At 61.6% G+C, this 17,662-nt stretch carries 13 protein-coding genes; 5 read left to right on the plus strand and 8 right to left on the minus strand.

What is annotated here, in order from left to right:
• Window positions 1-30 precede the first annotated feature (30 nt).
• Genes PSH86_RS14545 through wecB form a run of 4 tightly spaced genes read right to left on the minus strand, consistent with a single transcriptional unit; the run spans window position 31 to window position 7,636 of the window.
• Window positions 31-2,034 (minus strand): bacteriophage N4 adsorption protein A, encoded by a 2,004-nt coding sequence (locus tag PSH86_RS14545; RefSeq protein WP_305490301.1) that lies wholly within the window; start codon window positions 2,032-2,034, stop codon window positions 31-33.
• Entirely contained in the window at window positions 2,031-4,145 is a 2,115-nt protein-coding gene (locus PSH86_RS14550; RefSeq protein WP_116832313.1) for a glycosyl transferase family protein, read from the minus strand. Before PSH86_RS14550 ends, PSH86_RS14545 begins: the two co-directional genes overlap by 4 nt.
• Before the next feature lie 12 nt (window positions 4,146-4,157).
• Complete coding sequence (locus tag PSH86_RS14555; protein WP_305490302.1) at window positions 4,158-6,371, minus strand: hypothetical protein; 2,214 nt, start codon at window positions 6,369-6,371, stop codon at window positions 4,158-4,160.
• 38 nt (window positions 6,372-6,409) lie between these two features.
• Window positions 6,410-7,636: a non-hydrolyzing UDP-N-acetylglucosamine 2-epimerase gene (gene wecB, locus PSH86_RS14560; RefSeq protein WP_109756616.1), complete on the minus strand. Its 1,227-nt coding sequence runs from the start codon at window positions 7,634-7,636 to the stop codon at window positions 6,410-6,412.
• 933 nt (window positions 7,637-8,569) lie between these two features.
• On the opposite strand from wecB, the gene PSH86_RS14565 reads away from it, so the two are divergent.
• From PSH86_RS14565 to PSH86_RS14575, 3 genes are read left to right on the plus strand one after another with little or no spacing between them, the layout of a single operon-like run.
• A complete protein-coding gene (locus PSH86_RS14565; protein WP_163853806.1) occupies window positions 8,570-9,130 on the plus strand; it encodes a TRAP transporter small permease in 561 nt (186 codons plus the stop codon).
• Entirely contained in the window at window positions 9,127-10,407 is a 1,281-nt protein-coding gene (locus PSH86_RS14570) for a TRAP transporter large permease subunit (RefSeq protein WP_109756589.1), read from the plus strand. Before PSH86_RS14565 ends, PSH86_RS14570 begins: the two co-directional genes overlap by 4 nt.
• A gap of 51 nt (window positions 10,408-10,458) precedes the next feature.
• Window positions 10,459-11,478 carry a TRAP transporter substrate-binding protein gene (locus tag PSH86_RS14575; RefSeq protein WP_305490303.1) on the plus strand — a complete coding sequence of 340 codons (1,020 nt, stop codon included), beginning with the start codon at window positions 10,459-10,461 and terminating at the stop codon, window positions 11,476-11,478.
• 159 nt (window positions 11,479-11,637) lie between these two features.
• On the opposite strand, the gene PSH86_RS14580 is transcribed toward PSH86_RS14575, so the two are convergent.
• Both PSH86_RS14580 and PSH86_RS14585 read right to left on the minus strand, forming a co-directional pair.
• Window positions 11,638-12,429 carry a transporter substrate-binding domain-containing protein gene (locus PSH86_RS14580; RefSeq protein WP_305490304.1) on the minus strand — a complete coding sequence of 264 codons (792 nt, stop codon included), beginning with the start codon at window positions 12,427-12,429 and terminating at the stop codon, window positions 11,638-11,640.
• Window positions 12,430-12,537: 108 nt separating this feature from the next.
• The gene (locus tag PSH86_RS14585; RefSeq protein WP_109756586.1) at window positions 12,538-13,176 is read right to left on the minus strand and encodes a TetR family transcriptional regulator; all 639 of its coding nucleotides are present in this window, start codon (window positions 13,174-13,176) and stop codon (window positions 12,538-12,540) included.
• A 141-nt stretch (window positions 13,177-13,317) separates the two neighbouring features.
• On the opposite strand from PSH86_RS14585, the gene PSH86_RS14590 reads away from it, so the two are divergent.
• Together PSH86_RS14590 and PSH86_RS14595 are read left to right on the plus strand one after the other, a co-directional pair.
• Entirely contained in the window at window positions 13,318-14,547 is a 1,230-nt protein-coding gene (locus PSH86_RS14590) for an arabinose transporter (protein WP_305490305.1), read from the plus strand.
• Between the two features lie 56 nt (window positions 14,548-14,603).
• Complete coding sequence (locus PSH86_RS14595; protein ID WP_305490306.1) at window positions 14,604-15,473, plus strand: SDR family oxidoreductase; 870 nt, start codon at window positions 14,604-14,606, stop codon at window positions 15,471-15,473.
• A 114-nt stretch (window positions 15,474-15,587) separates the two neighbouring features.
• Here PSH86_RS14595 and PSH86_RS14600 read toward each other — a convergent pair whose 3' ends face one another.
• Both PSH86_RS14600 and PSH86_RS14605 read right to left on the minus strand, forming a co-directional pair.
• Window positions 15,588-16,220, minus strand: coding sequence for a response regulator transcription factor (locus PSH86_RS14600; RefSeq protein WP_109756583.1), 633 nt, complete (start codon window positions 16,218-16,220; stop codon window positions 15,588-15,590).
• A 31-nt stretch (window positions 16,221-16,251) separates the two neighbouring features.
• Complete coding sequence (locus PSH86_RS14605; RefSeq protein WP_116832320.1) at window positions 16,252-17,613, minus strand: cache domain-containing protein; 1,362 nt, start codon at window positions 17,611-17,613, stop codon at window positions 16,252-16,254.
• Window positions 17,614-17,662: the final 49 nt, after the last annotated feature.

The raw sequence follows: 17,662 nt of genomic DNA on the forward strand, positions 1-17,662 counted from the left end.
ACCAATGGACCGGGCATCACACCAACGTCCTCAATAGGAGTAGGTCAGGCGCGCGAACACGCCTTTGGCGCGATCCTCGCCAAACACCCTGGCTCGGTATTGCAGGGAAAAGTCCACATAGGAACGTGGCGCGTTGTAGGCGTCTTCCCGGAACCAATAGCGTACGTTGTTTCCTATCCCGATACCCCCCGCGTCGCCGGAAGAAAAACCACCGCCGGCTTCGCTCTTCATCTTGGAATCGTAGTCGATCGCCGCGACGACATGGGGGAAGGTCACCCAGCGCGAACCGGTCCCGCCGATGGCATAACTGCGGCCCACTTGCCATTCGCTGTTGAAGTAATCCCGCGAGTCTTCGATGTAGTGACCGACCTCGGCATACAGCTGGGAGGTCCACCAGCTCGGCACATCGACCCGCAGATCGGTACCGATGCTCGAACCGTAACCGAGTCGCACCAACCAATCGCCGTCGACATTGGAAGAACCGAGCGGGAAGGTCCGTTCAAGGGCCGCCATGATGTTGACCGAACTGAAAGGCTTGACCCGTACGCCGAGGGCGCCTTGCAAGGCATCCGCGCCCGTGTCCGAATCGCTGTTCTTGCTCCAGAGAGTGTCGGTGATGCGTCCGTAGAGTTCGACAAAGCGGCCATTGCGATAGCCCAGCGGACGCCACGACAGCTCGGTGCTGTTTTGCAGCAAGTCATTGCTTTGACTGCCGCTGCTGCTGGAACCCGGGGCGGCGCTCAGGCCACTGGAACTGTTGCCGCGATAGCTGGTGGTGCTGGTCAGACCGATAGTGCGCGAAACGTCACCCACGGTGCGGCGGGTATCGAACAGCTGTTGCGCGGAGAGCGGCGACTCTGCGGTTTTTTGCCCATCGATGACGCGCTTGAAGTACGCCACGGCCTCGTCGTCTTCATGGACCCGCATGGCGTTGTAGGCGGCGTCCTGGGCGGGTGCCGGTGCCAGTCGAGAGGTGGCGTCCGCCTTGCGGAACGCCGTATGGGCTGCTTCGTCGTCGCCGGCCCGAACCAAATTGTAAGCAAGCTGCAGGTCACTCAGCGGAGCCTGTTCGTTGGTGTTTCCCGGCGAGATGGCGCAGGTCAGACCGTAGGTGCTTTCCTGACATAGCAGGACCGGTGGTGTGGATTGGGCCTGGGCGGAGCGGATGTCACGAGCCTCCCTTGCCGACAGACCCGCAAGGCTCTGGGCTTGGTTCAGATCGTCCTGGGCCGCCTGCGTCTTGCCCTGGCGGTTACGGGCATAGCTGCGCAAGACCCAAGGGGCGGCTTGGCGGTCGTCCACCGCCAGCGCGGCAGAAGCGGCCTGTTCGGCGGAGACGTAATCCTTCGCCGCCAACAATGCGCTGATGAGCAATTGTTGGTTGGCGGCGATTTCCGGGGCCCAGGCCACCGCTTTGCGCGCCTGGTCCACGGCCAGGGCTGTGTTGCCTTGTTCCAGGGCGCGATAACCCTGGGTCGCCAGCGGGACGGCCAGTTGACGGCGAATGGCTTTGCGGCGCATCAACAACGTGTTGTCGTTGGCAAAGACACCAAGGGCATCGCTGGTGGCGCGGTCGGCTTCTTCCAGGTGTTGTTGGCGTTCCAGGGAATCGATCAGCAACAGGCGATAGTCACGGCGTCGGGGGGCCTGGGCGACGGCCTTGCGGGCCGATTGCGCGGCCAGGCCGAATTGTCCGCGGTCATAGGCTTTGAATCCCTGGGATGCGGCGATGAAACCCGGCGCCGCGCGAGCGGGACGAGAGGCTGCCAGGGGCTGGGGGTGGTCGCGCCGTTTCTTGTCCCGCTCGGCCAACTCGATCAGGGTGTTCAGGCGTGTCACATCGGCACGCAGGCGCAGGGCCTCGCGTGCCTTGGCGATGGCCAGGTCGTAATCCTTGCGTTCGTAGGCGCTGTAGGCGTCGTTGGCGGCGGTATAGGCCGGGCCGGACAATGGCAACGGCAACGTTTCGGCAGGAGCAAACGCAGGTATCAGGCTCAGCCCCGTGGCCAAAAGGGTCAGGAAGGGGCGGTTCATGCCGGGAGCTCCGTCGGGTAGAGATTGTGCTGGCGGGCCACGGCCTGTTCGATCGTCGTGCGTGGCAGCACGCCGCTGTCGACCAGGTAATCGCCGATGCGGCCGTGGTGTTGGGGCCGGTACTGGAGCATCACGCGACTGAATTCGTCGCGATCGAGCAGCCCCATTTCGATCAGCAGGTCGCCCAGCAGCGGCGCCCGGGCATCGGGTACGGCATGACCGTTGTCCGCAGGCAACTTGCGCAACAGCGCGAGAATTTCACTTTCGCGCGCGATCAATTGCACAGGTTCGCTGCCCAGTTCGGCGCTGACCTGTTGCAGGCCTTCGTCGGGCAAGGGATTGGCGACGGCGATCTGTTCGCGGCCTTCGCCGTTGCGTCCCAGGGACACGGCTCGCCAGCGCAAGGCAAACTCGGCGCTCAAGGTGGATGCCGAGGCAGCGGCTTTTTCGGCGACGTCAAAGACCCGGGGCAGGTCATTCTGGAACGCGATGGCTTCAGCCAGGGTTTCATCGTCCAGCCAGCCGTTATTGAGCAGAATTCGTCCCAGCGGTACGTTGCGCGACTGTTGTTCGTCGAGGGCGCTTTGCAGGTCCGTGTCGGTGATGGCTTGCCAGGACAGCAACACGCTGCCCAGGCGGCGCGGCGCAATGGCCACCAGGTCGGTGGAAGGGAAGTCGTGCATGGTCTTGTCCCAGACCAGCTTGCGATTCATCACCTTGCCCACCAGGAACATGCGCCAGGCCCGGGAGGCGGCCATGAAGTTGACGAAGTTGCCGACCAGCATGCGGGGCATGGACAGCAAGCCATGCTGCCAGCCGTACAACACGGTGGTGAAGTAATAGCGGTGCGCGATGCGCCAGGCCAAGGCGACGCCGTTGGCCAACAGCAGGTATTTGACCAGACTGTTGCTTTCAAACGGCGTAGGGAAGGTGATATCCCACAAGCCGCTGTTGCGCAGGATGATCAAGCCCAGCAGCTGTACCAGGATGACGTAGGCAATGATGCTCACGAATGCCGTCACCACCCCCTTGCGGTCGCGAAACAGCAGGTATCGGTTGGCCAGCGAGCCGTTCCAGCCCATCTGCTCCCAGCCTTGCAAGCCGATGCCCAGGGTCCAGCGGGCCTTCTGCCGGAAGGCAGTGCGGAACGTGTCGGGGAAAAACTCGCGCACGCACAGCGGCATCGTCAGGGTCGATTCGTAGGGTTTGCGGAACCAGGATTTGCGCAGCACCCGGAACTGCACCGGGAAACGGACGAAGATCGCATTCATGCCCACCTTGGCCAAGCGCGCGCCAACGTCGTAGTCCTCGGTGAGGCTGTCGGTGTTGAACGGCTGGTTTTCGGTTTCACCGGCCAGCACCCGCAAGGCACGGTGGGAAAAACAGGTGCCGACGCCGGCCGAGGGCACGGTGTCGGTCATGCTTTCACGCACTACCAGGTCCTTGCCATGCCATTCGGCGAATTCGTCCATGTAGACACCCGCGACCCATTCGTACCAGTTGCGCTCCAGCGAAACCACCGGCAACTGGATCATGTCCTTGCGCGGCAGCAGGTAGTTGAACAGTCGCAGTTCCAATGGATGCAGCACGTCTTCGCTGTCGTGCAAAACGACGCCGGCGAAGGTCATGCCATGGGTTTTCTCATGCAGGAAAATCGCCTGGATCACCCAGTTCAAACAGTCGGCCTTGCAGGTCGGCCCGGCATGGGGCACTTCCACCCGATGCAGTTGTTTGTAGCGCCTGCGCATCCGCTCGACTTCGTCGATGGTGCGTTGGTCGTTGATGTACGTGCCGACGAAGACCACGTAGTTCTGGTAGTCGAGCGTGGACACCATGTTCTCGATCATCGGCGCGATGACGTCATATTCCAGCCAGGCCGGGACCATGATCGCCAGGGGCTGTTCGTCCCGGGCCAACAGTTGTTCGGCGGTCAACGGCCGGTATTTGCGGTCCACGGTGAACTTGCGGTACAGGCGACGAGACCAGTACCACAGGTCAATGATCAGATCGTCCAGGCTGGAGATCAGGATCAGTACCGCGACCACGATAGTCGCGATCTCCAGGTAGTTGTAGTAATGGGCCAGCCAATAGGGCCAATAAAGCGACGTCATCGAAGGGTACCGTTACTGGCGATTGCGACGGGCGCTACGGCCGGCCAGCAACAAGAGGAGGAACAGGATAATGCCGCCCGGGATCAGCCAGAGCAGCGAAGGTTTACGCCAGGCATCCAGCCCCTTGGGTTCCTCGCGGCCGATCAACAGGCTACCGCTCGGGTCCTGGGTATCGAAGGTCGCCACGGCGCCGTTGTTGCCCAGGATCGCCACGTCGCCACGGGTCAGCACAATCGGTTTGGCCAGGCTTGGCGGCTGGTTGCCCAGGGCCCGGTAGACCAGGCCGTGCTGGCCCGCGGTCTGCACCACTTGCAGCGAGGCCAATTGGTTGAGGGGCTGGACGTCCAGCAGCACTTGGTCCTTGTGGTTGATGCGCAGGCGACCTTGCTCGTCGACCAGGACCGATTCCTGGCTGTCCTTGAGCGGCAACTCGAAGGCCAGGAAGGGCTTGTCCGGGCTGACGACGGCTTTGGGGTCAGTGCTGACCTTGAGCTGCGCGCGCAGTGGCGAGACACCGCTGCTATCGGCCACCGAAATGACCCGCGCCAGGCTGCTGGCCGGATGGTCAAGGTAGGCCTGGGGCACCAGGATCTGAGTGTCCACGGCGAAGCGCGCGGCCATGCCGGAGAAGTCGTCGTCCAGCGAGGTTTTTTCCAGGATGATATGGCTGGTCGGCAGGACCGACACCGGGAAGGCTTGCGGCGTTTCCAGGCAGCGATCGCTGACCGGCTGGCGTTGGAACGATACGCGCAAGGTGTTTTTCGAGCCCAGGGCGTAGCGCGGGATATGCGCCTGGATGCGCTGCGACGCACCGTCGGTGGTCAGTTGCTGCGCACCGATCAGGAAGTCATTGAAAAACAGCGACGCCACCGGCGCTGTAGCGGAAGCTCCCGGGGCCGCGGAGACGTCCACCACGGCGGTGACGGGCAGGCGACCGTCATAAGCCACGCTGCCCAAGGGGAACGAGGTGCTCCAATCGAATCGCGAGGCCACGTCGAAGTTGCCGGGGGCGCCGCCCAGTCGCGACAGGGCCACACGGCCATCGTCGCTCAACGGCGTTTGCGCTTCGCTGACGGTCAGTTGGCGACTTCGTGCCAGTTTGCTCCAGGCCGAACCGAGCAGCGACAAGGCCTTGTCGGTGGATTGCGGGGCGATCATCAGTACCGGGCGGGTACCCAGCAGGGCCAGGCTTACATTGTCGGTGCCGGCGCTCGCCAGTGCTGCGTTGACGTGCTGTTCGCGCCATTGAGTCAGGGCACTGGCTGCCGTCGTGTCGAGGCCTTGGACCTGGCTTTGCAAGGCGTCCAGGGATTGGTTGATGGCCTTGAGCAGTTGCGGGTCGTTGATCGCCAGGTCGGCCTGTACGTTCGGGGTCTGGCCCAACACCAGCAGTGCGCCGATCTCGGCCGGGTTGGCCAAGGTGTGCGGGCCTTTGCCGTTGAGGCTGGCGAAGGCTGGAATGACCAATAGCTCGGCAGGGATGCGCAGGCTGCCCAGGTCGACGCTGTCCTGCACCGCAGGGAAAGGCAGGATGCGGCTGTGTTTGCCGATGCGCTCCAGCGCCACGCCCAGGCGCCAGGCCGAATCGTAGCTGGCGGCGGACAACGAGCCGGGGGCGACGAGGATGCCGGGTTCGCCGGGCAGGGCCGCCCAAGCCGCACCGACATCGCGCAACTGGCTGGCGTCATAGCTGTAGTTCAGGCGCGTCTCGGGTTGGATGCGCAGCACATTGCCGATGACCCGGTCGTCTTCGCACAATGGCCGAGACACCACCGAGGACCAGGCAATGCCCAGGCGCACCAGGCCGTTGTCACGCGCGGCCTTGTCGACGCCAAGTGTGGCGCTGGCATCGCCTTGTGCCTCGCTGAGCCCTTCAGCGCGCACCGGGTAGCCGTCGAGGGACAGCAGCAGGGTGTTGCGACCACCTTCGCCATTGAGGTAGCTGGCGTCCAGTTGCAGCGTCGCGTCATCGAGGATAACTCCCGCAGGTACCGGCAGATAGAGCTCGCGACGTGCGTCGCTGGCGCCCAAGAGGATCGGAGCCGTAATGCCCAGGTCGCTCAAGCGCACCTCACGCGTCTGCCGAGTATCGGCGTTGAGTCGATGAATGGCCTGGGTCAGCGGGCTGTCCGCGGCCAGGGCAAAAGTCGGCATGAGCGCGAGCAGGCTCAAGCCACAGGCAAGGGCGCTGAGCGCACCCGTAGGGATGGCAACGGAAGGCTTCATTCAGGCAAGTCTCGATCTGATAAGGGAAATAGCAGTGGTCAGTTGAAATCGGCGAGCAATTCGCGTGGCTCGGACAGTGACGTATCGACTGACCGCTGTGCAGGCAGCGGGGTGACGACGAAGTCGTCGACCGGGCGTCCCATCAGGGTATCGACAATGCGTTGGCTGGCCTTGCCATCGCCATAAGGGTTGGCCGCCTGTGAGGCGCGGCGCCACAACGTGTCATCGTCGAACAGTGCGTCCACGCCGGCGATGATCGAGGCCGGCGAGGTGCCGACCAGGCGTACCGTGCCCGCCGCCACCGCTTCAGGGCGTTCGGTAACGTCGCGCATCACCAGCACCGGTTTGCCCAGGGACGGGGCTTCTTCCTGCACGCCACCGGAGTCGGTGAGGATGACATGGGCGTGTTGCATCAGGCGCACGAACGCCAGGTAGTCCAGCGGCTTGATCAAATGCACATTGAGCAATTCGCCCAGTTGTTCGGTCACTGGACCCAGTACGTTGGGATTGAGATGCACTGGGTAGACGATCTGGATATCCGGCCGCTGGGCCAGGTGACGCAAGGCCTTGCAGATGTCCAGGAAACCCTCGCCGAAGTTTTCCCGGCGGTGGCCGGTCACCAGCAGCAACTTGCGTCGGGTTTGCAGGAACGGGAACTGTTGGTCCAGTTCGGCACGCAACCGGGCATCCTCATCGATGCGCCGGGCAGTCAGTTGCAGCGCGTCGATCACTGTGTTGCCGGTCACCAGGCAACGGCCTTGCAGGCGTTCGCCCAGCAGGTTGTCGCGTGATTGTCCGGTGGGGGCAAACAGCAGGTCGGCGCTGAGGTCGATGCACCGGCGGTTCATTTCTTCCGGCCAAGGGCTATAGATGTCTCCGGTGCGCAGCCCGGCTTCCACGTGGCCTACAGGGATGCGTCGGTGGAAGGCGGCCATTGAAGCCACCATGGCCGAAGTGGTGTCGCCGTGGACCAGCACCCGATCGGGGCGGGTCTGCTCCAGTACCGGGTCGATGGCCGCGTACAACGCGGCGGTCAAGGAGTTGAGCGTCTGGTGGGGCGTCATCACGTCGAGAGTGAAATCGGCCTTGAGATCGAACAGATCCAGCACTTGCTTGAGCATGCTCTGATGCTGGCCGGTGACGCAGATCAGCGACTCAATGCCCGGTTCGGCGGCGAGGGCCTTGACCAGGGGCGCCATCTTGATGGCTTCCGGACGGGTACCGAAGATCGAGAGGACCTTGATTCGGGGATGATTAGTTGCGATGACGCCCTTCCTCGCGCAGTTTGCTGCGCCGCACAACAGCTCGCCCGGACGCGATGAGGCGTTCGAGCAAGCAAGCGATTTAAGTTGAGTAACAGCCCGTTGTCAGACAGCGGTTTAACGTACACAGGAAGTGACGTAGTGGCATCTTGCAGGTCGGGGCGGCAGATTAATAGCATTAAAGATCGCGGGCGCAAAGGTTTATATGCGGGGGGTTATTAATAATTTTTTAGAGGGCTTTTTATTGGTCGGGCAGGGGAGCCTTGCGTGGTTGTTCTAAGTTAAATTACCTATTGATATTGAAGGGTTTTTAAATTGTTAAGCGCCGGTTTAATGTCCTGTTGCGGTTGAGGAGGGCGGCGCCGTGGTTTTTTTGGCGCCTAATTCCACGCTTAGTCGCGGCGCGACGTGTCATTGGAATGACGCCTGTAAGTCGTCGTGATGGAGTTATTAAATTGGTTAGTTACTGGGAGGTGAAGTTGGCTGTTGGGTGAAAGTTCAATTTATTTTGAGCTTTTATACTAATGGTCCAAAGGCACGTTGCTGTCATCACGCTCCCAGGTAGAGTTATTAATTACGATAAGAAAGTTGCATGGGGCGGCCCATCCAAATCCAAGTGCCGTTCAGGTGTTCTCCATTGCGACCGATAATCGCACGCTTTGTGATCTACACCTATCTAGGTTATTGACCAAACTAACCGGGTGGTACATTTTAGCGGCAACCTGTCTTGCCTGACGTGGCCAAGACCATAATAAAAAAACAGGAATACCCCATGCCTATCCGTCCGCGAGCGCCGCACGTCTTCCCCTCGATCCGTTGTTCCAGTCCAGGAACACCTTCCAACCTCTCAGGTTCGATCCGTTAGCGGCCCACGCTGTTGCGGTCTTATCGCGCCATTGAGATGTCGGCGCTCGGCAAGTCTCGGAGGTCTTCAGGATGACAAAAGTCGTGGATCTGTATTTCAAGCTGCTCAAGCTGCTGATCGTGTTGTGCATGATCGCAATGATCGTGCTGGTGTTCGGCAATGTGGTGCTGCGCTACGCCTTCAACTCGGGCATCAGTGTGTCGGAGGAGCTGTCGCGCTGGTTCTTCGTCTGGATGATTTTTCTCGGTGCCCTGGTGGCGCTCAAGGACCGTGCTCACCTGGGCATGGACAGCCTGGTCAAGCGCTTGCCGCCAACAGGCAAGCGCATCTGCCTGGTCATCGGCCATCTGCTGATGTTGTACATCTGCTGGCTGATCTTCAGTGGTAGCTGGCAACAGGCAGCGATCAACCTGCATGTCGTCGCCCCGGCGTCGGGGTTGTCCATGGCACTGTTCTACGGTGCTGGCCTGGTGTTTGGCGCCAGTGCCGCACCGATCCTGCTCTATGAACTCTACCTGGCGCTGTTCGGCAAACTCGGGGATGACGAGCTGGTGATGGTCAAGGACAACGATGCCGAGGTGATCACACATAACCCCATTACCCCTGACCCTACAAAGAGTGCCCGCCCATGACGCTGGTTATTTTCCTCGGGTCTCTGATGGGTAGCATGGCGCTGGGAATGCCCATCGCGTTTGCCTTGCTGGTGGTCAGCGTGGCGTTGATGGTTTACCTGGATCTGTTCGACGCGCAAATCATTGCCCAGAACCTGCTCAATGGCGCGGATAGCTTCCCGCTGATGGCCGTGCCGTTCTTCATGTTGGCCGGTGAAATCATGAACGTCGGAGGCCTGTCCAAACGCATCGTCAACATTGCCATGGCGCTGGTGGGGCATAAGCGCGGTGGCCTTGGTTACGTGGCGATCATCGCTTCCTGCCTGCTGGCGTCACTCTCCGGTTCGGCAGTGGCCGATGCGGCGGCACTGGCGGCGTTGCTGGTGCCGATGATGGTGCTGGCCGGACACAACCGAGGGCGCTCGGCCGGCCTGATCGCCGCCGGTAGCATCATCGCGCCGGTCATTCCGCCGAGTATTGGCTTTATCGTCTTTGGCGTGGCGTCGGGGGTGTCGATTTCCAAGCTGTTCCTGGCCGGTATTGTGCCGGGCCTGCTGCTCGGGGCTTCGCTGGCTGTTGCCTGGTGGTTCATTTCCCGCCGCGAGAATGTCGAGACGCCGCCCAAGCGTTCCCGTGCCGAAGTGCTGCGCACGTTGCTCGACGGCAGTTGGGCAATGGGCCTGCCCTTGATCATCATCCTGGGCCTCAAGTTCGGCATCTTCACCCCCACGGAAGCAGCCGTGGTCGCGGCGGTCTATTCGCTGTTCGTGTCCCTGGTGATCTACCGGGAAATGAAAGTCAGCCAGTTGTACGAAGTGATCCTGTCCTCGGCCAAGACCACCTCGGTGGTGATGCTGCTGGTGGCCGCGGCGATGGTTTCATCGTGGCTGGTGACCATCGCCGATCTGCCGGGGCAGTTGGCGGAACTGCTGGCGCCCTTCATGGACAACCAGACCCTTCTGCTGCTGGTGATGATGGTGCTGATCATCCTGGTGGGGACGGTGATGGACATGACCCCGACCATTCTCATTCTTACCCCGGTGCTGATGCCTGCCGTCATCCAGGCGGGGATCGACCCGGTGTACTTCGGTGTGCTGTTCCTGATCAACACCGCCATCGGCCTGATCACGCCGCCCGTGGGCACGGTGCTCAACGTGGTGTGCGGGGTGGCCAAGCTGGACTTCGAGGAAATCGTCCGCGGGGTGTGGCCGTTCATGTTTGCGCAGTTTGTGGTGCTGTTCCTGTTGGTCCTGTTTCCGCAGCTGGTCCTGGGGCCGTTGAAGTTCTTCACCGGATGACAGCGGTGCCGTCTGGCTCGACCTTAAAAACAATAATGATCGGAGAGTGACATGGGAAAACTGATGAAAACCCTGCTGGCCGGGGCGTGCGCGACGGGCTTGCTGTTGACCGGTGTGGCCAGCCACGCGGACGAGATCCGCGAGCGGACCTTGCGATTCGCTTTCCAGAACGTCAAGGAACACCCCCAGGGCCAGGGCGCGCAGAAGTTCGCAGACCTGCTCGGCGAAAAGAGCGGCGGCAAGATCAAGGTCCGCCTGTTCCCCGGCGGTACGTTGGGCGGCGACGTGCAAACCGTGTCGGCGTTGCAGGGCGGCACGCTGGACATCACCGTGCTCAACTCCGGCATCCTGGCCGCCCAGGCACCGGATTACGCCATGCTCGATTTCCCGTTCCTGTTCAATAACGTCGAGGAGGCCCATGCGGTCATCGATGGGCCGGTCGGGCAGAAACTGGCGGCGCAACTGGACAGCAAGGGGCTGGTAGGGCTGGGTTACTGGGACCTGGGTTTTCGTAACCTGACCAACAGCAAGCACCCGGTGACCCGGCTCGAGGACATGCAGGGCCTGAAGATCCGAGTCATCCAGTCGCCGATCTATCTGGAAACCTTCTCTGCTCTGGGTGCCAACCCCGTGCCGATGGCGTTCCCCGAGGTCTACACCGGCCTTGAGCAGCACACCATCGACGGCCAGGAAAACCCTTTCACGGTGATCGAGGGCAACAAGTTCTACGAGGTGCAGAAGTACCTTTCCGTGACGGGCCACATCTTTAACCCGCAGTCGTTGATCATCAGCCAGAAAACCTGGAGCCGTCTCAACGATGATGAAAAGGCAATGATTCGCGCGGCCGCGGCCGAGGCGCAAACATTCCAGCGTGAAGTCACGGCGGCGAGCATGGACAAGGCCAAGGCCACGTTGGCCGCTGCGATGACCGTCAATGAAATCAGCCCAGCCGAGAAAGATCGCTTGCGCGAGCGGGTGAAACCGGTGGTCGACAAGTTCGCTAAATCCCTGGATGGCGACCTGGTGAAGACGATGTACGAGGAGATCGCCAAGGTGCGGTCGGCGCAGTGAGGTGAATGGGCCTGACGTCAAAATCAGGCTTGATCGATCCAGTCCTGTGGGAGCGAGCCTGCTCGCGATAGCCGAGTGTCAGCCAAGATCAATGTGACTGACCTGACGCCATCGCGAGCAAGCTCGCTCCCACTGGTTTTTTGTTTCGTCAGCGAACGGTCATTGGGCGGCTGGAACGGCCAGCCACTGCCCAATCACTTTCTGGTAACTGCCATTGGCCTTGCTCAGGTGCAGCCACTGATCGACGTACATCTTCCAGGTGGTGTCGTCCCGTGGCAGCAGGTAGGCCTTCTCGCCATATTGCAGGTAGCGGGTCGGGTTGACAGCGCACAGGCCGGGCTTGAGTTTCTGCTGGTAGAGCGCTTCCGAAGCGTCGGTAATCATCACGTCGGCTTTCTTGTCCAGCAGTTGCTGGAAGATGGTCACGTTGTCGTGGAAGCTGAGCTGGCCGTTGGGCAGGAACGCCCGTACGAAGGCTTCGTTGGTGCCGCCAGCTGGCTCGACCAGGCGAACCGAAGGCTGGTTCATCTGCTCGATAGTCTGGTAACGCTCCTGGTCTTCGCAACGCACCAGCGGGATCTTGCCATCCACGTCCAGGGTGGTACTGAAATAGGCTTTCTTCTGGCGCTCCAGCGTCACCGAAATCCCACCCATGCCGATGTCGCATTGACCTGCAACCATGTCCGGCATCAGGGTTTTCCAGGTGGTCTGCACCCATTGCACCTTGACGCCCAGGCTGGCGGCCAGCGAGCGGGCCATGTCGATGTCGATGCCTTCGTATTCGCCGGTTGTGGTTTTAAAGGTATAGGGCTTGTAGTCGCCGGTGGTGCACACCTTCAGTTCGCCGCGTTGCAGGACCTGGTCCAGGAGCGAGGGGGCCGGCTCGGCGAGAGCAGCGCAAGAAAGCGCCAACAGGCCACAGAGCGTCATCGAGCTTGTTATGGTTTTCATAGTGATGGGACGTCTCACAGCGCAGGGGAACAAGATCGGGGAGTGTAGTAAAAGTGTCGACGGGCTGTCACTGGAGCATTGCTGACGAACAATCGACACAGAGCAGTCTCAAAGCGGGCATCGCTGCAAGCTTTCCAGGTAGGCGCAGAACATATCGGCCATGGCGTCGCTATAGGTGGCAACTTCCACGGGGGAGCGGGGCGCTGATGAAAATCGCTTGCCCACGGTGCTGAGCGTCGTGATTACCAGGTCTCCTGCCAGGGCACGGGTTTGTGTCGGGACGGTTGGCAGTGCCTGCAGCATGAAAGCGTCCACCGACTGCTGCACCGACATTCGCGCCGCGTGGTGCTCGGGGGCGTCGCGGTAGAGCGGTGCGGCGTCGTTGAGCGCGACGCGTATCTGGGCCTCGTCGCATTCGGACTGGATGAACGCCCGCACGAGGGTACGTAGCCGCTCGAAGGGCGGATTGCGGTTGTCTTCAAGAATCTCGCGCAGCATATCGCTGGTTTGCCGCCATTCATCACTTTGCAGCCGAAACAGGATCGCCGCTTTGTTCGGGAAGTACTGGTACACCGAGCCGACGCTGACGCCCGCTCGCTCGGCAACCCGGGCCACGGTGAAACGGGCCGCGCCCTGGGTCGCCAAAACCTGAACAGCCGCCTCCAGAACGGCGGCGACGAGCTCGGTGGAGCGTGCCTGTTTCGGTTGTTTACGCGAGGAAATCTGCGGGCTTGAGCGTTCGGACATACAGGCATGAGCCTCGGAAGGGAATGCGAATAGGAAATGCGACGGATTATTCGTATCTTGAATGCGACGAATTGATCGCATTCTAGTCGGCTCCACGAACAACGTTCAACGTCACATCGCATCCTTTCTGTGAGCAGGGTTATGACTCAAAAAAACGTTCATCAGGGCGCCTCCTTGGCGCCTCAGGCAACCGCTGACGCCAAGCCGGTGCTCAAGCTGTTGCCACTCACACTGACGGTATTCATCGGTTTTCTCACCCTGGGCATGCAATTGCCGGTCTTGCCCCTTCACCTGCATGACACGCTGGGCATGGGTACGCTGGTCATCGGCCTGGTGGTCGGCGCGCAATTCGCCGCGGCGCTGTTGTCCCGCGCCTGGGCCGGTAACTTCGCCGACATGCGCGGCGGCAAGCGCGCTGTCATGGTTGGCCTGGTGACTGCGGCGGTTTCCGGGTTGATTTATCTGGTTTCCCTGGCGTTCGTTGCCGCGCCTGTCACTTCGGTCTGGCTGCTGCTGGGCGGACGTGTCCTGCTGGCGCTGGGTGAAAGCCTGATCGTCACTGGCGCGTTGGGCTGGGGCATCGGCCTGGTCGGTGCGCAGCATGCCGGCAAGGTCATGGCATGGAATGGTATCGCCATGTACGGCGCGTATGCCCTGGGCGCTCCGCTCGGCGTGGCGCTGAATACCGGCTGGGGGTTCACGGGCATTGCCGTCGCGACGATTTTTATCCCGCTGCTGGCGCTGGCGATTGTCACGGGTGTCCGGGCTGTGGCGCCCACGGCGACCCGGCGAGCACCGTTCTACAAAGTGATGGGCGCCGTGTGGGTGCCAGGCCTGGGGTTGGCGTTTTGCAGCGTGGGCTTCGGTGTCGTTACGGCCTTTATCGCGCTGTTGTTCGCGGCCAGGGATTGGGGCAATTCATCCTTGGCGTTCACGGCGTTCGGTGTGGCGTTCATCGCGGCGCGCCTGCTTTTCGGGCACCTTCCGGACAAGATCGGTGGCGCCCTGGTCGCGCTGGTCTGCGTATTGATCGAAACCGTTGGGCTGCTGCTGATCTGGGGTGCCGACACCGCGACCATTGCCTATTTGGGCGCGGCATTCACCGGTTTCGGTTATTCCCTGGCGTTTCCCGGCTTCGGCGTGGAAGCGGTACGGCGAGCACCGCCGCAGGCACGCGGTCTTGCCATGGGCGCCTACGTCGCGTTCCTGGATATTTCCCTGGGTATCACCAGCCCGCTGGCCGGGTTGTTGGCGAGTGGCTGGGGGATCGGTGCGGTTTACCTGGGTGGCGCCATCGCCGTTGCACTGTCCTTCGCAGTGGCCTTGATGCTGCTCAGAGGGCGGGAAGCACAAGTTCTATACAAATCCTGAGCTTTCGATGGGTTATAAGATTTTCGATCTCGCTTTTTAGAACAGGAGCATTGCACATGCACGTATTCGTTACCGGTGCCACGGGCTGGGTTGGATCTGCCGTGGTCCAGGAATTGATCGATGCCGGCCATCAGGTCACGGGCCTGGCCCGTTCCGATGACAAGGCAGCAGCACTGGCCGGGACCGGCGCTAAGGTGATCCGTGGGACGCTGGATGACCTCGACGTGCTGCACCAGGCCGCCTCGGCGGCGGATGCGGTGATTCACACGGCGTTCAATCATGATTTCTCGCGGTTTGTCGAGAACGCTGAGCAGGATCGCCATGTGATCGAAACCTTGGGCAGCGCGCTGCAAGGATCCGAGCGACCTTTGCTGGTGACGTCCGGCCTGTTGGGTCTGACGCGGGGGGCGAGCGAGCTGGAGGTTCCCAGCCCGGCCTCGCCACGTAAATCCGAAACGGCGGCCCGGGCGCTGGTCGAGCGCGGGGTGCGGGTCGCGACAGTACGGCTGGCCCCTTCGGTCCATGGCCTCGGCGACCATGGGTTCGTTCCTATCCTGATTCGCCTGGCCCGGGAGACGGGCGTCTCGGCCTACCTCGGGGATGGCAGTCACTGCTGGTCGGGTGTGCATCGGCTGGACGCCGCACGGGTCTATCGGCTGGCGCTGGAACAGGGCGTGACGCAGTCCGTCTACCACGCCGTCGCCGACGAGGCGGTGTCGTTCAAGGACATTGCCCTGGCAATCGGTCGTGGTCTGGGGTTGCCGGTCGAGTCCCGGGAGCGCGAGCACTTCGGTTGGTTCGCCCACATGGCGGGCGCGAACATGGCGGTGTCCAGCCAGTACACCCGTGCCTTGCTGGGCTGGACGCCAAGCGGTCCAGGCCTGTTGGATGATCTTGAGTTGCCGGGCTATTACCACGCCGATTGAAATGAATAACCTGTGGTGAGGGAGCTTGCTCCCGCTGGGTTGCGCAGCGACCCCAATATTTTACGGTCGCTGCGCAACCGAGCGGGAGCAAGCTCCCTCGCCACAACGGTTTTTCTAGCGGGAAATGATCCCGTGATCGATCGCGTATTTCACCAGGGCTGCGGGCTTGTCGATGTTCAGCTTGCGGCGGATGCTCAGGCGATGGGTTTCAACGGTCCGTACGCTGATGTCCAGTTCGCGGGCCATTTCCTTGTTGTTCAGGCCCTGGACCATTTTGTACAACACCTGGCTTTCGCGCGGCGTCAGCTCGTTATCGGTGTTTGGGTCGGTGGCGAGTCGCTGGGCAATCTCGGCACTGTAGAAAGTGCCGCCGCTGATGATGGCTTCGATGGCCGCGATGATCTCCCGCGACGGCGCATTCTTGAGCACATAGCCGCTGGCACCGGAACGCACGGACTCACTCACGTACTCGTAATTGTCGTACATGCTGAGGATCAGGATCTTGAGGCTGGGGTATTGCTTGCCCAGCAGCCGGGTCAGCTCGAGGCCGTTCTTGTCCTTGAGGCCGATGTCCATCAGCAGCAGATCCGGCTGGCAGCGACCGACCATTTCGATCGCCTGCGCGCCGTTCTCGGCTTCGCCCACCACATCCAGCTGCGGCATCACCGAGAGCAGGGCCCTGATGCCGTCGCGAACCAGAGAGTGGTCGTCGACCAGCGCAACGCGAATCACGGGGGGCAGGTTCATCGGCAGGTGCTCTTGTTGGAATGGGGGCGCATCAGCTTTCCGTGACCGAGAGGTTCATGGGCAGCAGGATGTCCAGCTCGCTGCGGCCCGGCACCGAGGTCACTTCCAGGCGTCCGCCGAAATGCTCGACCCGTTCGCGGATGTTACGCAGGCCGATGCCGGCATGGCCGCGTTCCACTTGCGGGACGTTGAACCCCATCCCATCGTCGACCACCGTCAGGCGCAAGGACTGGCTGGAGCCGAACAGGGTGATGCCGACACTTTTCGCCCCGGCATGGCGCTCGATATTGGTCAGGGCTTCCTGGGCAATACGAAACAGCGAGACAGGGGCGCCATTTTCGAGGCGGCAATCGAATTCGTTGCTTCGGTAGGACACTTCCAGCCCGCTGCGTTGTTGGAATTCGGTGGCGAGCTGGCCGATGGCGGCGGGCAGGCCCAGGGTGTCGAGCAGTGACGAGCGCAAGTCGTGGGAGATGCTACGGATCTCGCCGATGGCTTCGCCCAGCCGCTCGGTGGCATTTTTCAGAATGCCCAGGCCGTTTTCCTGGCCGTTCTCCAACACATGGCTGGCCAGTTCGAACTGGAATTTTATCGATACCAGCAGTTGGCTGATGCCGTCATGCAGTTCGCGAGAAACCCGCGAGCGTTCCTCTTCCTGCAAGCTGACGATGCGCTGGTTCAGGCGCTGCAGCTTTTTGTCGGCCAGGCGATGTTCGCTGACGTTGAGGGTCATGCCGCCGGCAAATACCAGCAGGACCGCCACCAACGCGATCGCGGCGATGGCTTGCATGGTGCTGTGGATGCCCTGGGCAACTTCGTCGCGGGCTTGCTGGGTGGCGCGTTCGACGTCCTCCAGGTAAATCCCGGTGCCGAGCATCCAGCCCCATTTATCCAGCATTACGACATAGGCCAGCTTGTCGGTCACCTGGCCGGAGGAGGGTTTGTTCCAGGCATAGCGCTGGAACCCTTCGCCTGACTCGGCGCTTTTGAGCAATGCCTGGATGACCGGCAGGCCGTGGGGATCCTTCATGTCCCAGAGGTATTGCCCCACCAGCTCCGATTGGCGGGCATGCATCAGGCTGCGGCCCTGGCGGTCATACACGAAAAAATAGCCGTTGATGCCGAAGCTGAGCTTGCGCAGTTCTTCCAGTACCTGCTGTTGCGCGCGCTCGTCGCCCTGGCCGTTGTCATACAGCGGAGCGATCAGGCTCTGCGCCATTTCGACATAGTTCTTCAGCTCGGCGCGCTTGCTCGCCAGGATGCTGTCTTCGATCAGTTGCGCCTGCTGGTCGCCCAACTGGCGGTTGAGCGAGATCACCAGGGCGCAGATGACGGCGATGGCCAGGACCAGCGGCAGAATCCCGAGGGCGACGATTTTGTGTTTGAGCAGCATCTGTACTCCTGTCCGGGCTCGGCGGGGAGGCCAATGGCGGCATCATATG

Origin of the sequence: Pseudomonas sp. FP2300 (assembly GCF_030687595.1) — a bacterium.
Taxonomy (GTDB): domain Bacteria; phylum Pseudomonadota; class Gammaproteobacteria; order Pseudomonadales; family Pseudomonadaceae; genus Aquipseudomonas; species Aquipseudomonas bijieensis.

Excerpts from the sequence above, each read along its gene's own strand:
- PSH86_RS14565 (WP_163853806.1), top strand. The coding sequence starts at position 8,570 with ATGACAAAAGTCGTGGATCTGTATTTCAAGCTGCTCAAGCTGCTGATC.
- PSH86_RS14590 (WP_305490305.1), top strand. The coding sequence starts at position 13,318 with ATGACTCAAAAAAACGTTCATCAGGGCGCCTCCTTGGCGCCTCAGGCA.
- PSH86_RS14605 (WP_116832320.1), bottom strand. The coding sequence starts at position 17,613 with ATGCTGCTCAAACACAAAATCGTCGCCCTCGGGATTCTGCCGCTGGTC.
- PSH86_RS14545 (WP_305490301.1), bottom strand. The coding sequence starts at position 2,034 with ATGAACCGCCCCTTCCTGACCCTTTTGGCCACGGGGCTGAGCCTGATA.
- PSH86_RS14575 (WP_305490303.1), top strand. The coding sequence starts at position 10,459 with ATGGGAAAACTGATGAAAACCCTGCTGGCCGGGGCGTGCGCGACGGGC.
- PSH86_RS14600 (WP_109756583.1), bottom strand. The coding sequence starts at position 16,220 with ATGAACCTGCCCCCCGTGATTCGCGTTGCGCTGGTCGACGACCACTCT.
- PSH86_RS14585 (WP_109756586.1), bottom strand. The coding sequence starts at position 13,176 with ATGTCCGAACGCTCAAGCCCGCAGATTTCCTCGCGTAAACAACCGAAA.
- PSH86_RS14570 (WP_109756589.1), top strand. The coding sequence starts at position 9,127 with ATGACGCTGGTTATTTTCCTCGGGTCTCTGATGGGTAGCATGGCGCTG.
- PSH86_RS14555 (WP_305490302.1), bottom strand. The coding sequence starts at position 6,371 with ATGAAGCCTTCCGTTGCCATCCCTACGGGTGCGCTCAGCGCCCTTGCC.
- PSH86_RS14550 (WP_116832313.1), bottom strand. The coding sequence starts at position 4,145 with ATGACGTCGCTTTATTGGCCCTATTGGCTGGCCCATTACTACAACTAC.
- PSH86_RS14580 (WP_305490304.1), bottom strand. The coding sequence starts at position 12,429 with ATGAAAACCATAACAAGCTCGATGACGCTCTGTGGCCTGTTGGCGCTT.
- PSH86_RS14595 (WP_305490306.1), top strand. The coding sequence starts at position 14,604 with ATGCACGTATTCGTTACCGGTGCCACGGGCTGGGTTGGATCTGCCGTG.